This window comes from Leuconostoc lactis, from assembly GCF_007954625.1.
Lineage (GTDB): Bacteria > Bacillota > Bacilli > Lactobacillales > Lactobacillaceae > Leuconostoc > Leuconostoc lactis_A.
Window position 1 is genome coordinate 1,316,746 of the sequence record NZ_CP042420.1, and the last position, 17,708, is coordinate 1,334,453.

The 17,708-nt window shown below is 43.6% G+C and carries 21 protein-coding genes; 20 read left to right on the forward strand and 1 reads right to left on the reverse strand.

Annotation, left to right across the window (positions count from 1 at the left end; genetic code table 11):
* Window positions 1-83: 83 nt before the first annotated feature.
* The 16 genes from FGL80_RS06515 (at window position 84) to FGL80_RS06585 (ending at window position 13,310) form a co-directional block, all read left to right on the forward strand.
* Window positions 84-866 (forward strand): COG4705 family protein, encoded by a 783-nt coding sequence (locus tag FGL80_RS06515; protein ID WP_055307943.1) that lies wholly within the window; start codon window positions 84-86, stop codon window positions 864-866.
* A gap of 41 nt (window positions 867-907) precedes the next feature.
* Window positions 908-1,558: a phosphatase PAP2 family protein gene (locus tag FGL80_RS06520; RefSeq protein ID WP_055307942.1), complete on the forward strand. Its 651-nt coding sequence runs from the start codon at window positions 908-910 to the stop codon at window positions 1,556-1,558.
* 109 nt (window positions 1,559-1,667) lie between these two features.
* A complete protein-coding gene (locus FGL80_RS06525) occupies window positions 1,668-2,021 on the forward strand; it encodes a VOC family protein (RefSeq protein WP_055307941.1) in 354 nt (117 codons plus the stop codon).
* A gap of 101 nt (window positions 2,022-2,122) precedes the next feature.
* A complete protein-coding gene (locus tag FGL80_RS06530; RefSeq protein WP_029509367.1) occupies window positions 2,123-2,653 on the forward strand; it encodes a TetR/AcrR family transcriptional regulator in 531 nt (176 codons plus the stop codon).
* A gap of 2 nt (window positions 2,654-2,655) precedes the next feature.
* Window positions 2,656-3,714, forward strand: a complete 1,059-nt coding sequence (locus FGL80_RS06535) for an FtsX-like permease family protein (RefSeq protein ID WP_147001869.1) — start codon at window positions 2,656-2,658, stop codon at window positions 3,712-3,714.
* A 4-nt stretch (window positions 3,715-3,718) separates the two neighbouring features.
* Complete coding sequence (locus FGL80_RS06540) at window positions 3,719-4,393, forward strand: ABC transporter ATP-binding protein (RefSeq protein WP_055308118.1); 675 nt, start codon at window positions 3,719-3,721, stop codon at window positions 4,391-4,393.
* A gap of 247 nt (window positions 4,394-4,640) precedes the next feature.
* Window positions 4,641-5,387 (forward strand): amino acid ABC transporter permease, encoded by a 747-nt coding sequence (locus tag FGL80_RS06545; RefSeq protein ID WP_055307939.1) that lies wholly within the window; start codon window positions 4,641-4,643, stop codon window positions 5,385-5,387.
* A gap of 57 nt (window positions 5,388-5,444) precedes the next feature.
* Window positions 5,445-6,272 carry a transporter substrate-binding domain-containing protein gene (locus FGL80_RS06550; RefSeq protein WP_055307938.1) on the forward strand — a complete coding sequence of 276 codons (828 nt, stop codon included), beginning with the start codon at window positions 5,445-5,447 and terminating at the stop codon, window positions 6,270-6,272.
* 12 nt (window positions 6,273-6,284) lie between these two features.
* Window positions 6,285-6,995, forward strand: coding sequence for an amino acid ABC transporter permease (locus tag FGL80_RS06555; RefSeq protein WP_055307937.1), 711 nt, complete (start codon window positions 6,285-6,287; stop codon window positions 6,993-6,995).
* The gene (locus tag FGL80_RS06560; protein WP_147001870.1) at window positions 6,992-7,735 is read left to right on the forward strand and encodes an amino acid ABC transporter ATP-binding protein; all 744 of its coding nucleotides are present in this window, start codon (window positions 6,992-6,994) and stop codon (window positions 7,733-7,735) included. Before FGL80_RS06555 ends, FGL80_RS06560 begins: the two co-directional genes overlap by 4 nt.
* Before the next feature lie 20 nt (window positions 7,736-7,755).
* Window positions 7,756-8,991 (forward strand): aminotransferase-like domain-containing protein, encoded by a 1,236-nt coding sequence (locus tag FGL80_RS06565; RefSeq protein ID WP_055307935.1) that lies wholly within the window; start codon window positions 7,756-7,758, stop codon window positions 8,989-8,991.
* A gap of 14 nt (window positions 8,992-9,005) precedes the next feature.
* Window positions 9,006-9,977 carry an NAD(P)-dependent oxidoreductase gene (locus FGL80_RS06570; RefSeq protein WP_055307934.1) on the forward strand — a complete coding sequence of 324 codons (972 nt, stop codon included), beginning with the start codon at window positions 9,006-9,008 and terminating at the stop codon, window positions 9,975-9,977.
* 10 nt (window positions 9,978-9,987) lie between these two features.
* Window positions 9,988-10,761, forward strand: coding sequence for an amino acid ABC transporter ATP-binding protein (locus tag FGL80_RS06575; protein WP_147001871.1), 774 nt, complete (start codon window positions 9,988-9,990; stop codon window positions 10,759-10,761).
* Entirely contained in the window at window positions 10,758-11,741 is a 984-nt protein-coding gene (locus FGL80_RS06580) for an MFS transporter (protein WP_244297907.1), read from the forward strand. Before FGL80_RS06575 ends, FGL80_RS06580 begins: the two co-directional genes overlap by 4 nt.
* A complete protein-coding gene (locus FGL80_RS09110) occupies window positions 11,723-11,986 on the forward strand; it encodes an MFS transporter (protein ID WP_244297910.1) in 264 nt (87 codons plus the stop codon). Before FGL80_RS06580 ends, FGL80_RS09110 begins: the two co-directional genes overlap by 19 nt.
* A 118-nt stretch (window positions 11,987-12,104) precedes the next feature.
* Complete coding sequence (locus FGL80_RS06585) at window positions 12,105-13,310, forward strand: aminotransferase-like domain-containing protein (protein ID WP_055307933.1); 1,206 nt, start codon at window positions 12,105-12,107, stop codon at window positions 13,308-13,310.
* A 29-nt stretch (window positions 13,311-13,339) separates the two neighbouring features.
* Here the strand turns inward: FGL80_RS06585 and FGL80_RS06590 are convergent, their stop codons facing one another.
* Entirely contained in the window at window positions 13,340-14,206 is an 867-nt protein-coding gene (locus FGL80_RS06590; protein WP_055307932.1) for a LysR family transcriptional regulator, read from the reverse strand.
* 176 nt (window positions 14,207-14,382) lie between these two features.
* Between FGL80_RS06590 and FGL80_RS06595 the strand changes: the two genes are divergently transcribed.
* From FGL80_RS06595 to FGL80_RS06610, 4 genes are all read left to right on the forward strand, one after another.
* Complete coding sequence (locus tag FGL80_RS06595) at window positions 14,383-15,057, forward strand: VIT1/CCC1 transporter family protein (RefSeq protein WP_055307931.1); 675 nt, start codon at window positions 14,383-14,385, stop codon at window positions 15,055-15,057.
* Window position 15,058: 1 nt separating this feature from the next.
* On the forward strand, window positions 15,059-15,739 hold the full coding sequence (locus tag FGL80_RS06600) for a VIT1/CCC1 transporter family protein (protein ID WP_055307930.1): 681 nt from the start codon (window positions 15,059-15,061) through the stop codon (window positions 15,737-15,739).
* Between the two features lie 133 nt (window positions 15,740-15,872).
* Complete coding sequence (locus FGL80_RS06605; RefSeq protein WP_411162046.1) at window positions 15,873-16,592, forward strand: ABC transporter ATP-binding protein; 720 nt, start codon at window positions 15,873-15,875, stop codon at window positions 16,590-16,592.
* A complete protein-coding gene (locus FGL80_RS06610) occupies window positions 16,589-17,683 on the forward strand; it encodes an ABC transporter permease (RefSeq protein WP_425280882.1) in 1,095 nt (364 codons plus the stop codon). Before FGL80_RS06605 ends, FGL80_RS06610 begins: the two co-directional genes overlap by 4 nt.
* Window positions 17,684-17,708 lie beyond the last annotated feature (25 nt).

Genomic DNA, 17,708 nt, shown 5'->3' on the forward strand with positions numbered 1-17,708 from the left:
AAACCATCAGAATGGTCCCATAGTATGAAATTAAAACCTGCGCTAAACTAAGGTTAGTTTATGAAGGCAGGTTTTTTATTTTGATGACAGAACGGACATATTTGGCGACAAAGGTGCCGGCCATTGGGCTAGCATTTTGGGCCACAAAATTAATTACCACTGGGTTAGGGGAATCTTGGTCAGATTTTTTCAATCAGACATTAGGACCAGTTGCGGATTTGGCCATTGGCTTACTGAGCTTTGGGGTATTTCTGTTTTTACAATTTAGGCAACCGCGTTACCGTGTTTGGACTTATTGGTTAACTTTGTTAAGCTTAGCAATTTTTGGCACTTTCATTGCGGATGCGACCCATGGCATTGGCATATCGTATGTCGCTGCGTTTGTGATTTATGGTTCGGCTTTAATTGTTACCTTTGTGTTGTGGTATCGCAATGCACATAATCTGTCTGTGCACACCATTACAACCAATCATCGTGAGCTGTTTTATTGGGCGACTGTCACGTTGAGTTTTACTTTAGGGACGGCAGTCGGTGATTGGTTAGCAGAATCGCTGCGCCTTGGTTTCTTAGATACTGGGGTTTATCTCGGGTTGGTCTTTTTGGCCATTATTGCTTACCGCCAGTATTTTGGTCGCTTTGATACGTTCACATTTTGGGCGGCTTATGTGCTGACCCGACCAATTGGCGCCAGCTTCGCTGACTATTTTGGTTATCATTGGCAGCATGGCGTGTTAGGAAGTGCTGGTATGAGTTTAATCTGGTTGATTGGCTTTGTTGGCTTGTTTGTTTACTTGCTCATGAAAGAAGGGCAAGTGGTCAAAGAGCCGGCGTTGGTCAGACCAGAAGACCAGCTCAATATCGGCTAATGGTTTGATTAGTCAGTTTGAAACAATAGAAAGAGGAAAAAATGAATCCAATTTTAGCACGAAAATCAGTCGCCGTAACGGCTTTAGTCGGTTTGCTTGGTATGACAGGTTATGTCATCATGCAACCATTTAACGGTCTCGATCACAGTTTACAACAGGCAATTGGCCAGCTGCAAAGCCCATTTTTAACCAGTGTGATGAAGCTGGTGTCAACCATTGGCAATCCTGCCATTGTATTGGTCGTGATGGCCGTATTGGCTGTTGTCTTTTGGCGCAAACAGCAACGTTTTGAGAGTATCTGGGTCTTAGTGACCGTGATTGGTGGCGACTTTTTAGCTGAAATCATTAAAACCATCACGGCACGTCAACGCCCAATCCATCAACTCGTACCAGATACTGGTCTGTCATTTCCTAGTGTGCACACCTTATCAGCCGTTTTGCTTGTGTTGTTGGTACTCTCATTTATGACCAAGGGGACTAAGAAGTTTATGGTGGCCAGTGTACTGGGGGTCATTTGGATTTTCTTAGTGGCGTTGTCTCGTGTCTACTTACGCGATCATTTTCCAACCGATACCATCGCCGCGGTTTTCTTAGGATTCTTTTGGTGGGCTACTACGGCAATAGCTTTTCGCAAAGCGCCATTACGAATGCAAGCTAATACTTTTTTGCTTAAAATTTTACCGCAAAAATAAATCGTGCCGGTTGATTGGGATCTTAAACGCCAAATTGAACTGTGATATAATGAGTGAAACACGCTTAAGTGGCTATCAGCGTTACCACGCTGTTAAAAGGAGATAAGATATGCGTATCAAAAATACACGCGTCATGTTGTATGTTGAAGATGTTAAGGTTATCCGTGATTTTTTTGTCACAACACTACAGGCCGAAGTTGTTGCAGAGAATCCATTGCCGGATGGTTACCTTAATATTAACTTGAAGGTGAGTGAGCAACTAGAATTTGGTCTTTTCCCGAAGGCCTTTATTGCCAAGTATTCACCAGAAGTGCTTGGACCGGTACCATCTTTGATGTTCTTTACAGAGGACTTTGATGCCTTGTATGAAAAACTCGGTGAGGGGCGCGAAAAAATGAACGACACCTTTAACTTTCCTGATCCTGAAGGCAATTATTATGTCATGGCGAAAATGCCAGATTAAAACATTAAAATACCGAAAGGTATTTTTTTATTGACTTTTTTATCATATAATGACACAATGTCATTATATTGACACGGTGTCATTTTAGAAAGGATCCAGTTATGATTAAACCCACACTGGCTAACTTAAGTCCAATTAAACAAGAAAAGTTACGACAAGCAGTATTTTTAGAATTTTCACAACGTCCCTTATTAGATGCCAAAGTGGCCAATATCGTCAAACAGGCCGGTATTTCTCGTGGCGCTTTCTACACTTACTTTGATGATATTTATGATGCCTATCAATGGGCAGCCGATCTCATTTTTGCCGATATTCATCAACAACTGCAAGGTTCGGGGGAACAAATTGCGCAGACGATTGCTTTTTTGAATCATGTGAGAACGCGTGAGGACTATGATTTTTTAAAGTACCACTATACCGTTAATGCGGCAATTATTGCGCAACGGCTACCAGATCAACAGCGCAAAAGACTACGCCATCTCAAGCCAGATGCTGATGACCAAACAATACATGAGTGGTTGGTGACACAGTCGGTTCATGGTTTGGTCGCTGATTTCTTCTTACATCCCGATGCGCAAGATGACATTTTAAAGACGTTAACGACACTCGCCAATTGGCAGAAAAGAGACTAAACATGTTTTTAGCACTACAAGAAATGCGTAAAGAAAAATTACGCTACGGTTTGGTGATTGTAGTCATCGCGTTAATTAGTTTTCTGATTTTTATTCTGAGCGCGTTGGCATTGGGGCTATCCCATGAAAATACTGCTGCTGTATCAACGTGGCGCGTAAAAAGTGTTGCGATGAGTAACGATGCAGACGGGAATTTGGCCCAATCCTTATTATCCAAAGCACAGGTCACACAGTTAGCAGAACGGCAAACGCACGCCAGTGCGCCAGTCGGGGTAGCACAAGCGATTGTCAAGTATAACAACCAGCGTGTCGCAGCGACCTATGTGGGTTGGTTGCCACAAGATCGCTACTGGCAACGTCTGACCCTAACAGCCGGACACCGACCAAAGACAGCGCAGGAAGTCGTGGTGTCTAACAAATTGCAACAAAGTGGCTTGAAAATTGGTGATCAGCTTACCATTGGTTTATTGGCTCAGAAACTCACAGTGGTTGGTTTTGTGACAAATGCCGCGTATAATATGGCGCCGGTGGTTTACGGTGATTTACAGCATTGGTCAGTCATTAAAGGGCTGGCGAACAGTTATTATGCTAGCGGGTTAATGGCGGATAACCAGATTGCGGGCGTGCAGGGAATCCGCGTGGTGACACCGCAACAATTGTTTAATCATATGCCGGGATATAGTGCACAGAATAAAACGTTTGAATTTATGATAGCCTTCTTAGTCGTTATTTCAATTGTTGTCGTGGCAATCTTTTTATACATCTTAACGATGCAAAAATTGCCTAATTTTGCCGTCTTACGGACACAAGGCATTCCGAGTCGTTATCTCGTTTTGAACACGTTAAGTGAGACTGCCATCATTATGGCATTAGCAGTCGCCATTGGTTTAGCCGGTTGTTTTCTAAGTAGCTTGGTCATCCCCAGTGTGGTACCAATGTACTTTGATATAACCTTAATTATGGGCGTTGGCTTGGGCTTAATTGCGGCTGGTATGTTGGCTGCTTTCATCCCAATTCGATTGATTATCAAAATCGAACCACAACAAGGCATTGGGGGATAACATGATGCAGACATTAAAAGTAAGCCATGTATCTAAGGTATATGGTCAAGAGAGTAACCGTGTTTTGGCGTTAGATGATGTTAGTTTTGAAGCGAAACAAGGCGAACTAACCTTAATTCTTGGGCCATCAGGTTCTGGTAAAAGTACATTGCTGACCATTATTGGTGGTTTACAATCACCAACATCAGGCATTGTACAAGTCAATGATCAAACCATTGATATTCAAAATCAGCAAGCTTCAGATACGTTCCGTTTGAATCAAGTCGGCTTTGTTTTGCAATCACATAGCCTGGTATCATTTCTAACCGTGCAACAACAATTTGATCTAGTTAATCATGTTAAAAAATCGGGTAATCTAACACCGGCACAATTTCAGCAGTATTTAAAAATTCTCGGAATTGATGCGCTATTAGATAAATATCCTGGTGAATTATCTGGCGGTCAAGCACAACGTGTCGCCATTGCGCGCGCTTTATATGCCGATCCGGCGTTCATTTTAGCTGACGAACCAACCGCGGCATTGGATAGTGATCGGGTACAGAAAGTGGGGGCACTCTTTCAACAAATTGCAGCCGAACAACAAAAAGCTGTGGTAGTTGTCACGCATGATTTACGTTTAAAACAATTTGCTGATCATATTTATACGATTGAGGATGGTCACATCCAACAGGAAAAATAACAAAACGCTAACGATAAGTTAGCGTTTTTTGTGTGTTCTGCAACATCGTGCACCGGACGTTTTTGTGCAATGTTAACAAAAATAACAAAAAACTTGTTTATATTATCCTGAGAAGGTATGATATTTTCAATCCACGTTTAATATATCTAATTATAAAAACATTTAACCGGTTAATGGCTTTATAAAACAAGATCGTAAGGAAATGACGTGAGCGATGAGGCAACATTAGTGTCAAAGGAGGCGTTTTATGCATAATTATTTTCAACCACAATTCATCGGGGAGTTTTTACCCGATGTGCTATCAGCGTTGCCGACAACGTTGTTGTTAACTATTGTCTCCACAATCATCGGTGTGATTGTTGGGGCGGGGATTGCCTATGTGCGACTCGAAAATACCCCGATTTTAAAACAAATTGCGGTTGTTTTTACCTCATTTGTCCGCGGCACCCCAATTTTGATTCAAATGTTCTTAGTGTATTATGGCTTACCCCTATTTTTAAGCTATATCAGCATTAACACGGATAATGTGAACCCATTGATTTATTTGTTTTTGACTTACGGCTTGAATATGGCTGCTTTCTTATCAGAAATTATCCGCGCCGCTTTGTTGAGTGTCCCAAAAACGCAAAAGGAAGCAGCGATGACAGCTGGTTACACCAAAAAACAAATGTATATGAAAATTATTTTCCCACAGGCAACGGTGATTGCGATCCCAAGCTTTGCGACGATGGTGATTTCACTGTTACAAGACACCTCACTAGCCTTTACGATTGGCGTATTAGATGTGGTTGGTAAAGCTAAAGCATTGGGGACGGCAACTTTTCATACCGTTGAGGCTTATATCAGTGCCATGATTATCTTTGTGGTATTAAGCTTCGTGTTAGAACGTGTCTTCCGTTTTGTTGAGAAGCGACATCATTATGCAAATCGAGCAGTGCCGACGGTGGCACCAGCACCCGTGATGCCGGTGATTGAAAAACCAAAAATGATTTAAAAAACAGAATTTACAGTATTGAAAAAATAAGTTAGAGAGATAAAAGAGGAAATAGGGATGGAAAAGAAGTCTGGTTCAAAAAAAGGGTTGTGGCTTGGTTTAGGCGTTGTTGGGGTGGCCGTAGCGGCGGTGATGGTACTGCACGGCAATGGCGAGTCAGCGACATCGGCGAGTGGTGTGACGACGGTTAATGTTGGTTCTGGTAATGATGGTCAGCCGTTTGGTTATCTCGATAAAGATGGTAAGCCAGCCGGAATGGATATTGCGTTAATTCAAGCAATCGATAAGAAATTGCCACAATACAAATTTAAGTTAGTGTTGTCTGATTTTCCAACGTTGATTACGAATTTGAAGAGCGGCAAGACGGATATGGCTCTCTATCAGATTGAAAAAAATGCAGAACGTGAGCAAGACTTTAAGTTTGGGCAGGTTGGTTATACAGTGTGGGATACACTGCTAGCAACACAGTCTGCAACTGGCAAGTTAAACTCATTTGCTGATGCAAAGGGTAAAAAGCTGTATATCACGAACTCGACGAACCAGGCAACCTTAACGGATGCTTATCTCAAGGACCATCCAGATGCCTTTTCAGTCGTTCGGGGTACGTATACTACTGAACAAATTGCACAAGGCTTTAAGTCCGGGCAATTCAATGTTTATCCGGCGCCAAAGTACTCCATTGATTTATTGAATCGTCAGTTTGGGACAAAGTTGATTGCTGGTCAATCAGTTAACCATTCAAACGCTTACCCAATGTTTAATAAGTCTGCGGATCCAAAGCTCACTACTGCCGTCAACAAGGCGATGAAGGAACTGAAGGCGGATGGTACATTGAAGGTATTAAGCGAAAAGTGGCTCAAGGGCGACTATGTGCCAAAGGATTAACGGGAGAGAACTATGACATTTGATTTTGGCTTTATTTTGCAGGTGATCCTGACAGTAATCCGTTACGTGCCGATCACCTTATACATGGCGGTTGTTAGTCTTATTATTGGTGGCGCTTTGGGGTTGGTGGTGGCTTTGATTCGTTTCTATCAGGTGCCGGTGTTATCCCCAATTATAGGCACCGTGATTACAATTCTGAAAGGGGTGCCGTTGATCTTAGTTTTCTTGGTCATCTTTTTAATCACCTCGCAAAACTTTAATAATATCGCTAAGGCCATCGGGTTGCAGATCAAATATGGTGATTTGCCGATGAGCCTGTTAGCAATTATTGGGCTGTCATTGATGGCGATGGTTGGTCTCAGTGAAGCCTTCCGTGGTGCCTTCGAGTCGGTGAAGGCCGTACAATTTGATGTGGCCCGTTCACTGGGGATGACACGATTGCAAACCATTCGACGGGTACTGATTCCACAAGCTTTTCCAGTGGCTTTCCCAATGATTGTCAACATGTTGATTAATTTGATTAAAGGCACCGCGATTGCTTCATTGGTTTCAGTGGTGGAAATCTTCTCAGCGGCCACCCAATCGGCCAGTTCAAATTATAAATACTTTGAAGCGTATATCGCAGCGGCCATTGTTTATTGGCTAATGACCATTTTAATTGAACAGGCGGCGCACCGCTTTGAATTGAATTTTGCTAAAAAAATGGAAAGGGCACGCGCATGATTGAAGTGAAAGCATTACGTAAAAAATTCAATAATAATGAAGTCTTGAAAGGCGTGGATTTAGCTTTGCAACCTGGTGAAGTGGTGACAATTTTAGGGCCTTCTGGATCAGGTAAAACCACGTTTCTTCGGTGTTTAAATTTTCTGGAACAGGCTGATTCTGGTGCCATCAAAGTCGATGGGGATTGGGTGTCATTTGACCAAGCCACAACAGATGATGTGATGAAACTCCGGCGCAGCATGGGAATGGTTTTTCAGAATTATGGGTTATTTCTCAATAAAACTGCGCGCCAAAATATCATGGAACCCATGACGTTGGTCCATCAAGTGAGTCAGACAGCAGCTTTTGATCGTGCCACAGAGTTGTTACAAGCTATCGGCTTAGCGGACTTTGGCGACTATTATCCGGCGCAATTATCGGGTGGTCAGCAGCAACGTATTGGGATTGCCCGTGCTTTGGCGGTGCATCCAACCGTCTTGTTATTTGACGAACCAACTGCGGCCCTAGATCCAGAACTAGTTGGCGAAGTATTAAAAGTCATGAAGGCAGTTAAACAGGCCGGTGTGGCAATGATTGTGGTTACCCATGAAATGCAGTTTGCTTATGAAGTCAGTGATCGGGTGATTTTCATGGCCGATGGCGCCATTGTCGAACAAGGGACACCACAGCAAATTTTTGAAGCCCCACAAGAACCGCGCACGCAAGCCTTCCTCAACCGCTTTAAAGTGCGTTATGCCTAAGAGATATAAAGGAGTTCAATATGTCAGAACAGCAATACCAATTTGCCACGCGCGTGGCGTCATTACAACCAAATACCCTGCGGGAGCAGGCAAAGCAAGTGCAGATTGCTGATGATTTCATTAAACTCACTTATGGGTATCCCAGCAATGAGGCCTTTCCGGTCGCAAAATTAGCGAAAATATCAGAACGCATTTACCGTGAACATGCCTTTGAATTTATGCAGTATGGTGAAAGTGAGGGGATTCCGAAACTACGTGAACAAATTAAAACGCGCTTAGCAACCGAACAGGGTCTGGATGTCGTCAATAATGATGTGTTGATTACGTCTGGTTCAACGCAGGGGATGGATTTGGTGTTTAAAATTTTCGTCAATGAAGGGGATATTGTGCTGACGGAAGAACAAACTTTTGTTGGTGCCGTGAATGCCATCAAATCTTATGGGGGTCAAGTGCAGGGACTCCCATTTGATATTAACCGTGGCAGTATTGACCCAGACGTGTTAGCCCAAATTTTAGCGGCCGATGTGACCCATAAAATTAAGCTGCTTTACTTGATTCCGACCTTTCAAAATCCTATTGGCACGTCGATGTCAGCGGCCGATCGGCAACGCGTTTATGACATTTGCCAAGCCCATCAGGTCATGATTTATGAAGATGATCCATATGGTGATTTGTTATATATGGATACGCCAGCGCTACCAAAGATCAAATCATTTGATGCGTCAGGTCATGTGATTTATGCGGGCTCATTTTCAAAAATTTTGGCACCGGGGTCACGATTAGGTTTTTTACTGGCACCAAAGCCGGTGTTCCAAAAGTTGGTCTTGGTCAAACAGGTGGCGGATTCGTTTGCCAATTTATACTGGCAGTACTTAGCGAGTCAATTGATTGAAGACGATGAGTTTAATGCCCATATTGCCTATCTCAAGCAGATTTATCAAGTGAAAATGGCGGCGATGGTGACAGCTTTGCAACAATATGGCTCAGAGCATTTAACCTTTGTTGCCCCTGATGGGGGTTACTTTGTCTCGGTGAAACTCAACGATGATATTGACCCGACTGTTTTCTATGATGAATTAGATCGCCGGCATGTTGGGGTAATCCCGGGCAATATTATGAGTGCTGCCGGTCAGGGATATGACCAATATTTTCGATTGAATTTCACGTTGCCAACGCCAGAAACCATTACTGAAGGGATAAAACGGATTGTCGCAGCCGCAGCTGCCGCGAAAATACAGCAACAGGTAGAAGTTTGAGTGAGGGCACTGCGATGAAGTTTTTGTTTTTTAACGCCTCAATAATCGAACAACGTCTGATTGCTGAATGGTCAACAACACATGGTGTGTCAGTTGAGACAGTCGCGGCGCCATTGTCCCATGACAATCTCGTGTTAACACGCGGCTATGATGCCTTGATATTTTATCCCAGTCGGGCATTTCAAACGGATGCGGTTTTGTATCAACAATTAGCGCAAAATGGTATTAAGCATCTATCCATTAAATCAACGGGTTACGACAATATTAATTTGACATATGCGCAGCACTATCAGTTGACGGTGACTAATGTCCCCAACTATTCACCTGAATCGGTCGCGCACTTTACGATTATGAGTATTTTGATGTTGCTACGACAGTTACCGGAACAGCTGAGAACAGCACATACCGTGTCACGGCAGCATTTGATTGGCAAAGAATTAACGGACGTGACAGTTGGTATTTATGGCGCCGGGCGCTTAGGTAGTCTAGTCGCTAAAACTTTGCATGTCATGGGGGCGCGCGTCTTGTTTTATGCCCGCACGCCCAAACCAGTGTTAACTGCGCTGGGTTTGACGCAAGTGAGTTTTGAGACATTATTGACGGCTAGTGATGTGGTAAGTATTCATGTGCCGTTAAATGAGACAACGTATCACCGTTTTAATGCGGCAACATTGGGGAAAATGAACGATGACGCGATACTCATTAATACTGCTCGTGGTAGTGTCATTGATACCGCAGCGTTAATTCGGTATGTCCGACAAGGTAAATTTAGTGGGTTGGCCTTAGATGCTTTAGAAAATGAAGATACCCAAGGCTTTCAAACAAACCCATATTATCAGGCGTTACAAGCATTTGAGAATGTTATACTCACCCCACATATTGCCTATTACACATCGGCAGCCGTTAGAGATATCGTGATGACGGCATTAGACAATGCCTACGATGTGATCAGTACAGGTATATCTGACAACGTGGTGCTAAATTAGGAGGTCAACCATGAGCTTTATTACAATTCAGGATGTCCATAAATCATTTTATGGCAAGGAAATTTTAAAAGGGATTAATCTTACGATTGAAAAAGGCGAGGTGATTGTCATTTTAGGCCCTTCTGGATCGGGCAAAACAACCTTTTTGCGTTGTCTTAACACGCTAGAAAAGGCAGATCGTGGTCAGATTAGAATTGATGAGGTGACCAAAGATTTTGCTGGCCATGACCCCAAAAATACGCGTGACTTAATTTTAAAGACGGCGATGGTCTTTCAAGGACATGCTTTGTTCCCAAATATGACGGTTTTACAGAACGTGATTGAAGGCCTCATTCGGGTGAAAAAAGTGTCGCGCGCAGCAGCAACTAAACTTGGCTTACGCACTTTATCAGCAGTTGGTTTGGCTGATCGTGTGAACTATTATCCCGCACAGCTTTCCGGTGGCCAGCAGCAACGTGCCGGCATTGCGCGGGCGATGGCCATGGAACCAGAATTGCTTCTATTTGATGAACCAACGAGTGCGCTTGATCCGGAACTGGTGGGGGAAGTGTTAACGGCCATGAAAAAACTAGCGCAAGCCGGGCATACGATGATTGTTGTGACCCATGAAATGCAATTTGCTTATGAAGTGGCTGATCGTATTTTGTACATGGAAGGTGGTGTTGTGGTCGAATCAGGGACGCCTGCAACTATCTTTAATGCACCGCAAGATCATCGCACACAGAAATTCCTAGCGCGCTTAGCTGGTCAGGATTTCAGTGCCACTGAATTGGTCAGCCTATGATACAACAGCATGATCGGCTGATGCCGCATACCAAAGACGCCGCCAAAGACCGCCATGTTGGTCAGATGCAGCGTCTTTTTCAACAAGATTTTCTGTTGTTAATGGTGATTAATTTTATGGTCATGACCGCCGTGACCGCGCAAATGGGGACGTTACCATTATATGTGACGCAATTAGGTGGCAATGCGATGATGTCGGGCTTGGTGATTGGGGTTTGGGGGTTAGCAGCCTTAGTAGCACGTGTGCCAGTTGGTAAAATGATTGATCGCTTTGGGCGCAAGCCATTAATCGTGATAGGGTTGCTCATTTTAGTGGTCGATTTTGGCTTACTGATTTTTAGTCAATCATTACTTGTTTTAATTTTACTGCGTGCGTTTCAAGGCATTGGTAATGGCACTCAAAGTACCGCAGTTGCGACGCTGGTCGCTGATAAATTACCGCCACGACAGTTATCAGTTGGGTTAGGCTACTTCAGTATTTCGCAAACGTTACCAGCAGCAGTTGGGCCAGCAATTGGTCTCTTAATTGTCAATCACTGGGGATTTCAGGCGATGTTTTATTTCAGTCTGGGTTTAGTTGTTGTGGCATTAGGTTTGACTGTTTTGGTGCGTGACACTTATGATGTCAAGGCGCAGCAAACGACTGCAACAACGGCCCCAGTTGGCATTTGGGCATTACTTGCACAAGTGAGTATTTGGGTGCCAAGTTTAGTTGTTTTTATTGCTGCTTTCGCCAACGCCGCTGTGGCCGCCTTTTTAGTCCAATTTGGTTTTGAAAAAGGGTTGCCCTTGACGCTAGTTGGTTTAAGTTTTACCGTGCAAGCGTTGGTTGGTGTTTTAGCACGGATTTGGTTTGCTAAGCTGTATCTGTATTTTCACACGCTGACCTTAGTAGGTAGTAGTATTGTGATGATTGCCAGTGCGTATGTATGCATTGCGTTTAGTCCAGGCATTGGGGGGGTTTGGTCGCCGGCGGATTAATTGGCCTTGGCTTTGCGCTGTTGATGCCCTTGATGAATGCCGTCGTACTACGGGATATCTTGCCAGCACAGCGTGGTCGTGCGACCGCTATTTTTTCATCCGGAACGGACGTGGCCTATGGTATGGGTGCCATTATATGGGGGATTTTTGCCAGTCATTTTGGCTATTTTGCGGTGTATTGTGTCGCTGCGATATTGGTTGCCACGACGCTAAGCCTTGTCATGCGCTATCGTCAAATGTTGTGACAATCGATGTAACTGATTTAACATGTATTTTATTCATGTTAAATTAAAATAGTTTCGTCATATTCATGTTTGGATTCGGGTATGATAGTTGTCAAGAAAGCAAGAGGACTAAACGCTTATGACACGATCACATTTATCAATCCGTTACCAACAAACAGCAGAGTTAAACATGGATCAAATTTTTGCCCAGGCGGCTGATCCAGAAAATATTTCTTTTGGAATGGGACTACCAGATGAAGCGGTTTTTCCTAGCGAGGCTTTAGCTCAGGCTTTTAATGAAGCGATTGTTACGGCAGGTGCGTCAATTTTTCAATATCACGATACGCAAGGACCAGTGTCCCTGCGAGAAAAAATTGCGGCTTTGACGGCAACTTATTTTGATTACCGACCAACAGCTGATCAGATTATGATGACGCAAGGCGGGCAACAAGCCATTGATATTATTGGGCGCGCCTTTTTAGATAAGGATGATCATATTATCGTTGAAGCACCAACTTATATGGGCGCTTTAGATGCCTTTGATAGCTATGAACCGATTTATCATGAAGTGAGTTTAGAAGCTGATGGCATGGATATGGCGCAGTTAGAAGCAACCTTACAGCAATATCCAGAGACAAAATTTGTCTATACGATTCCCGATTTTCAAAACCCAACTGGGGTAACCATGAGCTTGGCGAAGCGCAAGCAATTATTAACTTTAGCAGCACAATATGACTTTTATATCATTGAAGATAGCCCTTACCGTTATTTGCGTTACAGCGGCGAGGCCGTGCCCTCATTAGCCGCATTAGACACAGATGGTCGTGTGATTTTGATTTCTAGTTTCTCTAAAATTTTGTCGCCGGCTTTGCGTACGGGCTGGCTTGTGGCCAATCCGGCATTAATGGCGTTGTTCTTAAAAATCAAATCAGGACTTGATATCCAACCGTCGTATATTAGCTTGATGGCGATTGATCACTATTTAGGCAAGCATGATATTCAAGCACATATTGCCACCATTAATGCCAAATATCGTGATAAATGTGCGTTGATGTTAGCTTGTTTAGCTGCTGATATGCCAGACACAGTGACGTTTACGCAGCCAAATGGTGGGTTCTTTATCTGGGTGAGTTTGCCTGAAGGGGTTAATGCAACTGCATTATTAGCCGAACAGGTGTTATCACAAGCCAAAGTTGTCTATGTCCCATCAGAGATGCAATATGCCTCACGGCAGGTAACCCATCAATTCCGGTTAAACTTTACCGGTGCAACGCCAGATGACATCAGAACAGGTATTGCGCGTTTGGGTAAAGCGTTACATCAGCAGCTTTTAGTCGCACAATAAAAAAGCCAATCTGTCATTAGATTGGCTTTTTAGCTGAGATAAGTTTCAATTTCTTGTACTAAGGCACGCACGGCTGGCGACAAAATGTCGTTTTTACTTTGGACAAGGGCAATCGTGCGGTAAAAAGGTTCATCGAATGAGAAAATGCTGACATCACCACTCAGTTTTTTAAGCGCTAAATCAGGTAAAATACCGAAGCCCAGGCCTGCTTCAACCATTGAAACAATTGATTGATCATCAATGGAAAAGTTAATGGTATTCGGGCGAACATCGTAAAAATCCAACGTTTTTTTGGTGTCACGGTCATAATCCGCTTTTTGCAACATGAACTGAACACCTTTCAAATCTGCCTTAGTAATAGTTTTCCCATTACGAGGCTGAAAGTTTGCAGGCGCGACACACTTAATTTCATCGCGCAGGAGTTCAGTGACTTTGACGTTTTCGGAGACGGGGAGGAGGGTAAATCCGAGATCAAGTTCTTCATAGGCGACGTGTTGGCTAATATCTGAAAAATTATCTTGGGTCAGAGAAACGGCGATATTGGGAAACTGTTTGGCGTAATTACGCAAAATATCGGGTAGCCAATTAATGCAGACACTACTAAAGGCCCCAATTTTAATGACCCCAGATTCTAAACCTTGGATTGCTTGCACTGTTTTTTCGAGTTCTTTTTCTTCGGCAAGAATTTTACGAAAAACGGGGTAAAGTTGCGCGCCGTTCGTCGTTAGGGAGACTTCCGCACGGTTACGAATAAAAATGGGGAAACCGTATTTTTTTTCGATTTGATTAATGGCGTGACTAACCGCACTGGCTGTAATGTTGAGTTTTTCAGATGCTTTTTGGAAGGACTTTTCTTCAACAATTGTGACGATGGTTTCATAGATGAATGTGTTCACAATAACACTCCTGATTTTTCAATGCGCCCTGATAATTGGCCATGAAGATATGCTGATAGTATTATCGTACCACACTTAATAATCACGTGATATAGTGTGGTGTGACAACGATTAAACATCTCATTTTTGACCAATTTTAAGGTGAAACACGTGTTATTTTGTGCTATAATGTCCCCATGGAAATGCATATTAGTAAACGAATTAATATTTTACGGGCAATTGTGATGGGTGCCAATGATGGGATTATTTCGATTGCAGGCGTTGTTTTTGGGGTCTATGGGGCCTCAATGAATGCGTGGGCTATTTTCTTGGCTGGGTTAACGGCTACCATTGCAGGGACTTTTTCCATGGCGACAGGGGAATATGTCTCGGTTAACTCACAGCTAGATTCTGAACGCGCAGCACGGTCACAGCAGATTATGGCGTTAGACCAACATTTTAACCAAGAAAAAGAATTTCTAACGCAACACTATTTAGCTGACGGCATCACTGCCGAGCATGCCCGTGCGTTAGCGCAACAAACGATGCAGCAAGATGCCCTGAACGAAACGTTACATGCCCGTTATGGCATTGATGAAGATAATTTGATTTCACCAATTGAAGCGGCATTGGCCTCGATGATCGCTTTTCCAATTGGGGCGATTTTACCGATGGTTGGCATGACGCTAGTGCCGGCACCTTATCGCGTCATCACCACGCTTATTTTTGTGGTGTTAGCGCTCGTACTAACGGGTTATTTCTCAGCCGTTTATGGCAATACGCCGAAAACACGGGTGATTTTACGGAATGTATTGATGGGAATCGTGACAATGGGGGTCACGTATGTAGTTGGTTTACTCATGGTTGCTTGACATGACAAAAAAGAAATTATCATTATCTGAAAGATTAAATATTATTCGCGCCGGGGTTTTAGGTGCTAACGATGGGATCATTGGTGGTGCCGGGGTTATTTTAGGGGTCACGGGTGCGACAACAAATAACACGGTTATCTTTGTGGCGGGCGTTGCTGAAATGTTTGCGGTCGCTTTCTCCATGGCTTCTGGTGAATTTGTATCGGTGTCGTCTCAAAAAGATACCGAACAAGCCGTTGTTGCCAAGGCTGAAACCTTATTAGCCACACAACCGCAAGTCGTCCATGATGACATTGCGACGTATTATGAACAACGGGGCGCAACCCCTGAATTGGCGGCCCAAGTCGCTGATGATTTAATGGCCAAGGATGCTTTAAAACACTATGTTCAGATTAAGCATGGGATTGTTGTGGGTGAATATTTAAGCCCTTCACATGCGTTAGTTTCATCCTTTATCGCCTCAGTTTCTGGGGGGATTTGGCCACTATTAGCCGTGGCATTTTTGCCGCAGGACTATAAAGTGATTGGTACCGTCATGGCCACGCTATGGGCGCTTTTCTTGACTGGTTGGTTGAGCGCCTGGTCAGGTCACGCGCCAAAATTACCCGCTATACTGCGTAATGTTTTAACAGGTGTGATCACGATGGGATTTACTTATTGGATTGGGACTTTGCTCAAATAAAAGCTGAAGTAGACAACGCTACTTCAGCTTTTTTAGTTGATGACAGGTCATACAATATTGCGATTGGTTAAAGTGTTTACTTATGATTTTCTCAGACGTATAATCAAGTAAATTTGAATGACGGAGAATGCGGATGACAACTATTTTGGCACTCCAAAATATGACAAAATCATATGGGGCACGTACAGTGCTTGATCAAGTGAGCTTGCAGTTACCAACGGGGCAATTGTTAGGGTTAATTGGCCCGTCTGGTTCGGGGAAATCAACAGTGATTAAACTAGCCCTTGGCATGACACAAGCCGACACAGGCGAAGCGTATATTTTTGAGATGCGGATGCCAAATCGCAAAGCGTTAGCTCAAATTGGCTATATGGCGCAAAATGATGCGCTTTATGAGACGCTGACTGGCTATAATAATCTTAAGTTTTTCGCACAAATGCGTGATATCAAAGCTGTTGATCGCGAAATTAGTCGGGTGGCGCAGATTGTTGATTTAACTGCTGCCTTAAACCAGCAAGTTAAAGGCTATTCGGGTGGGATGAAACGCCGCCTATCACTCGCCATTGCATTGTTAGGGGAACCGGATTTATTAATTTTAGATGAACCGACGGTCGGCATTGATCCTGCGTTGCGCCTTCAAATATGGGAGGAATTACGGCGCCAACAAGCCAACCAAAAGACCATTTTGATGACCACCCATGTGATGGACGAAGCTGAAAGAGTTGATCGCGTTGTGCTTCTTTTTGATGGCCGCATTATCGCTGATGATAGTCCTGCTGCACTCAAAGCACAGTATGACGTTGCCACGGTGGAGCAAGTATTCTTAAAAGCGGAAGTCGAGGCTACCAGATGATGAAAAGTATGGTTATTGGGCAACGTATTTTAAAAGAATTGGCGAAGGATAAACGCACATTGGCCTTGATGTTTTTGGCACCACTTTTGATTTTAACGTTGATGAATTTAATTTTTAATACGAATGCAACACCGTCTGTCAAAATTGGCACGGTACAAATGCCAACGACTGTGGCGAAGCAACTTGGTCAGGTTAAACACGTCACGCAAACTAGTTATGCGACTGAAGCGGCTGCGCATGATGCGTTAAAAGCGCAGCGGGTTGACAGCGTGATTGTCTACAAAAAGGCAACGCATACGTATCAGGTAACGTATGCTAACTTGGATGTGAATAAGACGACGTTAGCCAAAACAGCCCTACAGAATACCTTAACGCAGAATAAGTTGCAAGCATTACTGCAGGTTGTTAGCGCGTTACCTCATTCTCAAGCGTTGGCCGCACAACTTCAGCCAAAGGTAGAACAAACCTACCGATATGGTGATAGTCAGACACGGTATATGGATACGGTGTTGCCTATTCTAATGGGATTCTTTGTCTTTTTCTTCGTCTTTTTAGTGAGTGGCATGGCTATTTTGAAGGAGCGCACAACAGGGACGCTTGAGCGCTTGTTAGCCACCCCAGTTCGCCGTGGACAGATTATTTTTGGCTATACCATTAGCTATGGCGTGCTCGCCATTTTGCAAACGTTAACGATTGTTTTGTACACGGTATACGTGTTGCGCTTGCCAATTGTTGGCCAGATTGGTTGGGTTATTGTGACGAATATACTCTTAGCATTAGTTGCGTTGGCGCTAGGTATCTTGATGTCGACTTTTGCGACTTCCGAATTCCAAATGATGCAGTTTATTCCGCTGATTGTCGTGCCACAGATCTTTTTTTCAGGTATTGTGCCGTTGGATACCATTAACCCATGGCTTGCGAAAGTACAATACATTCTGCCTTTGACATATGTCGCCAATGCGGATAAAAAAATTATGATGCAAGGTTTCGGTCTGACCCATATTTGGTTTGACTGTTTGGTTTTACTTAGCTTCTTCATCATTTTGACCGGGATCAATATTCGCGGTTTAAAACAATATCGTCGTGTTTAGATGGTTGTAAAACGACAAGTAAAAA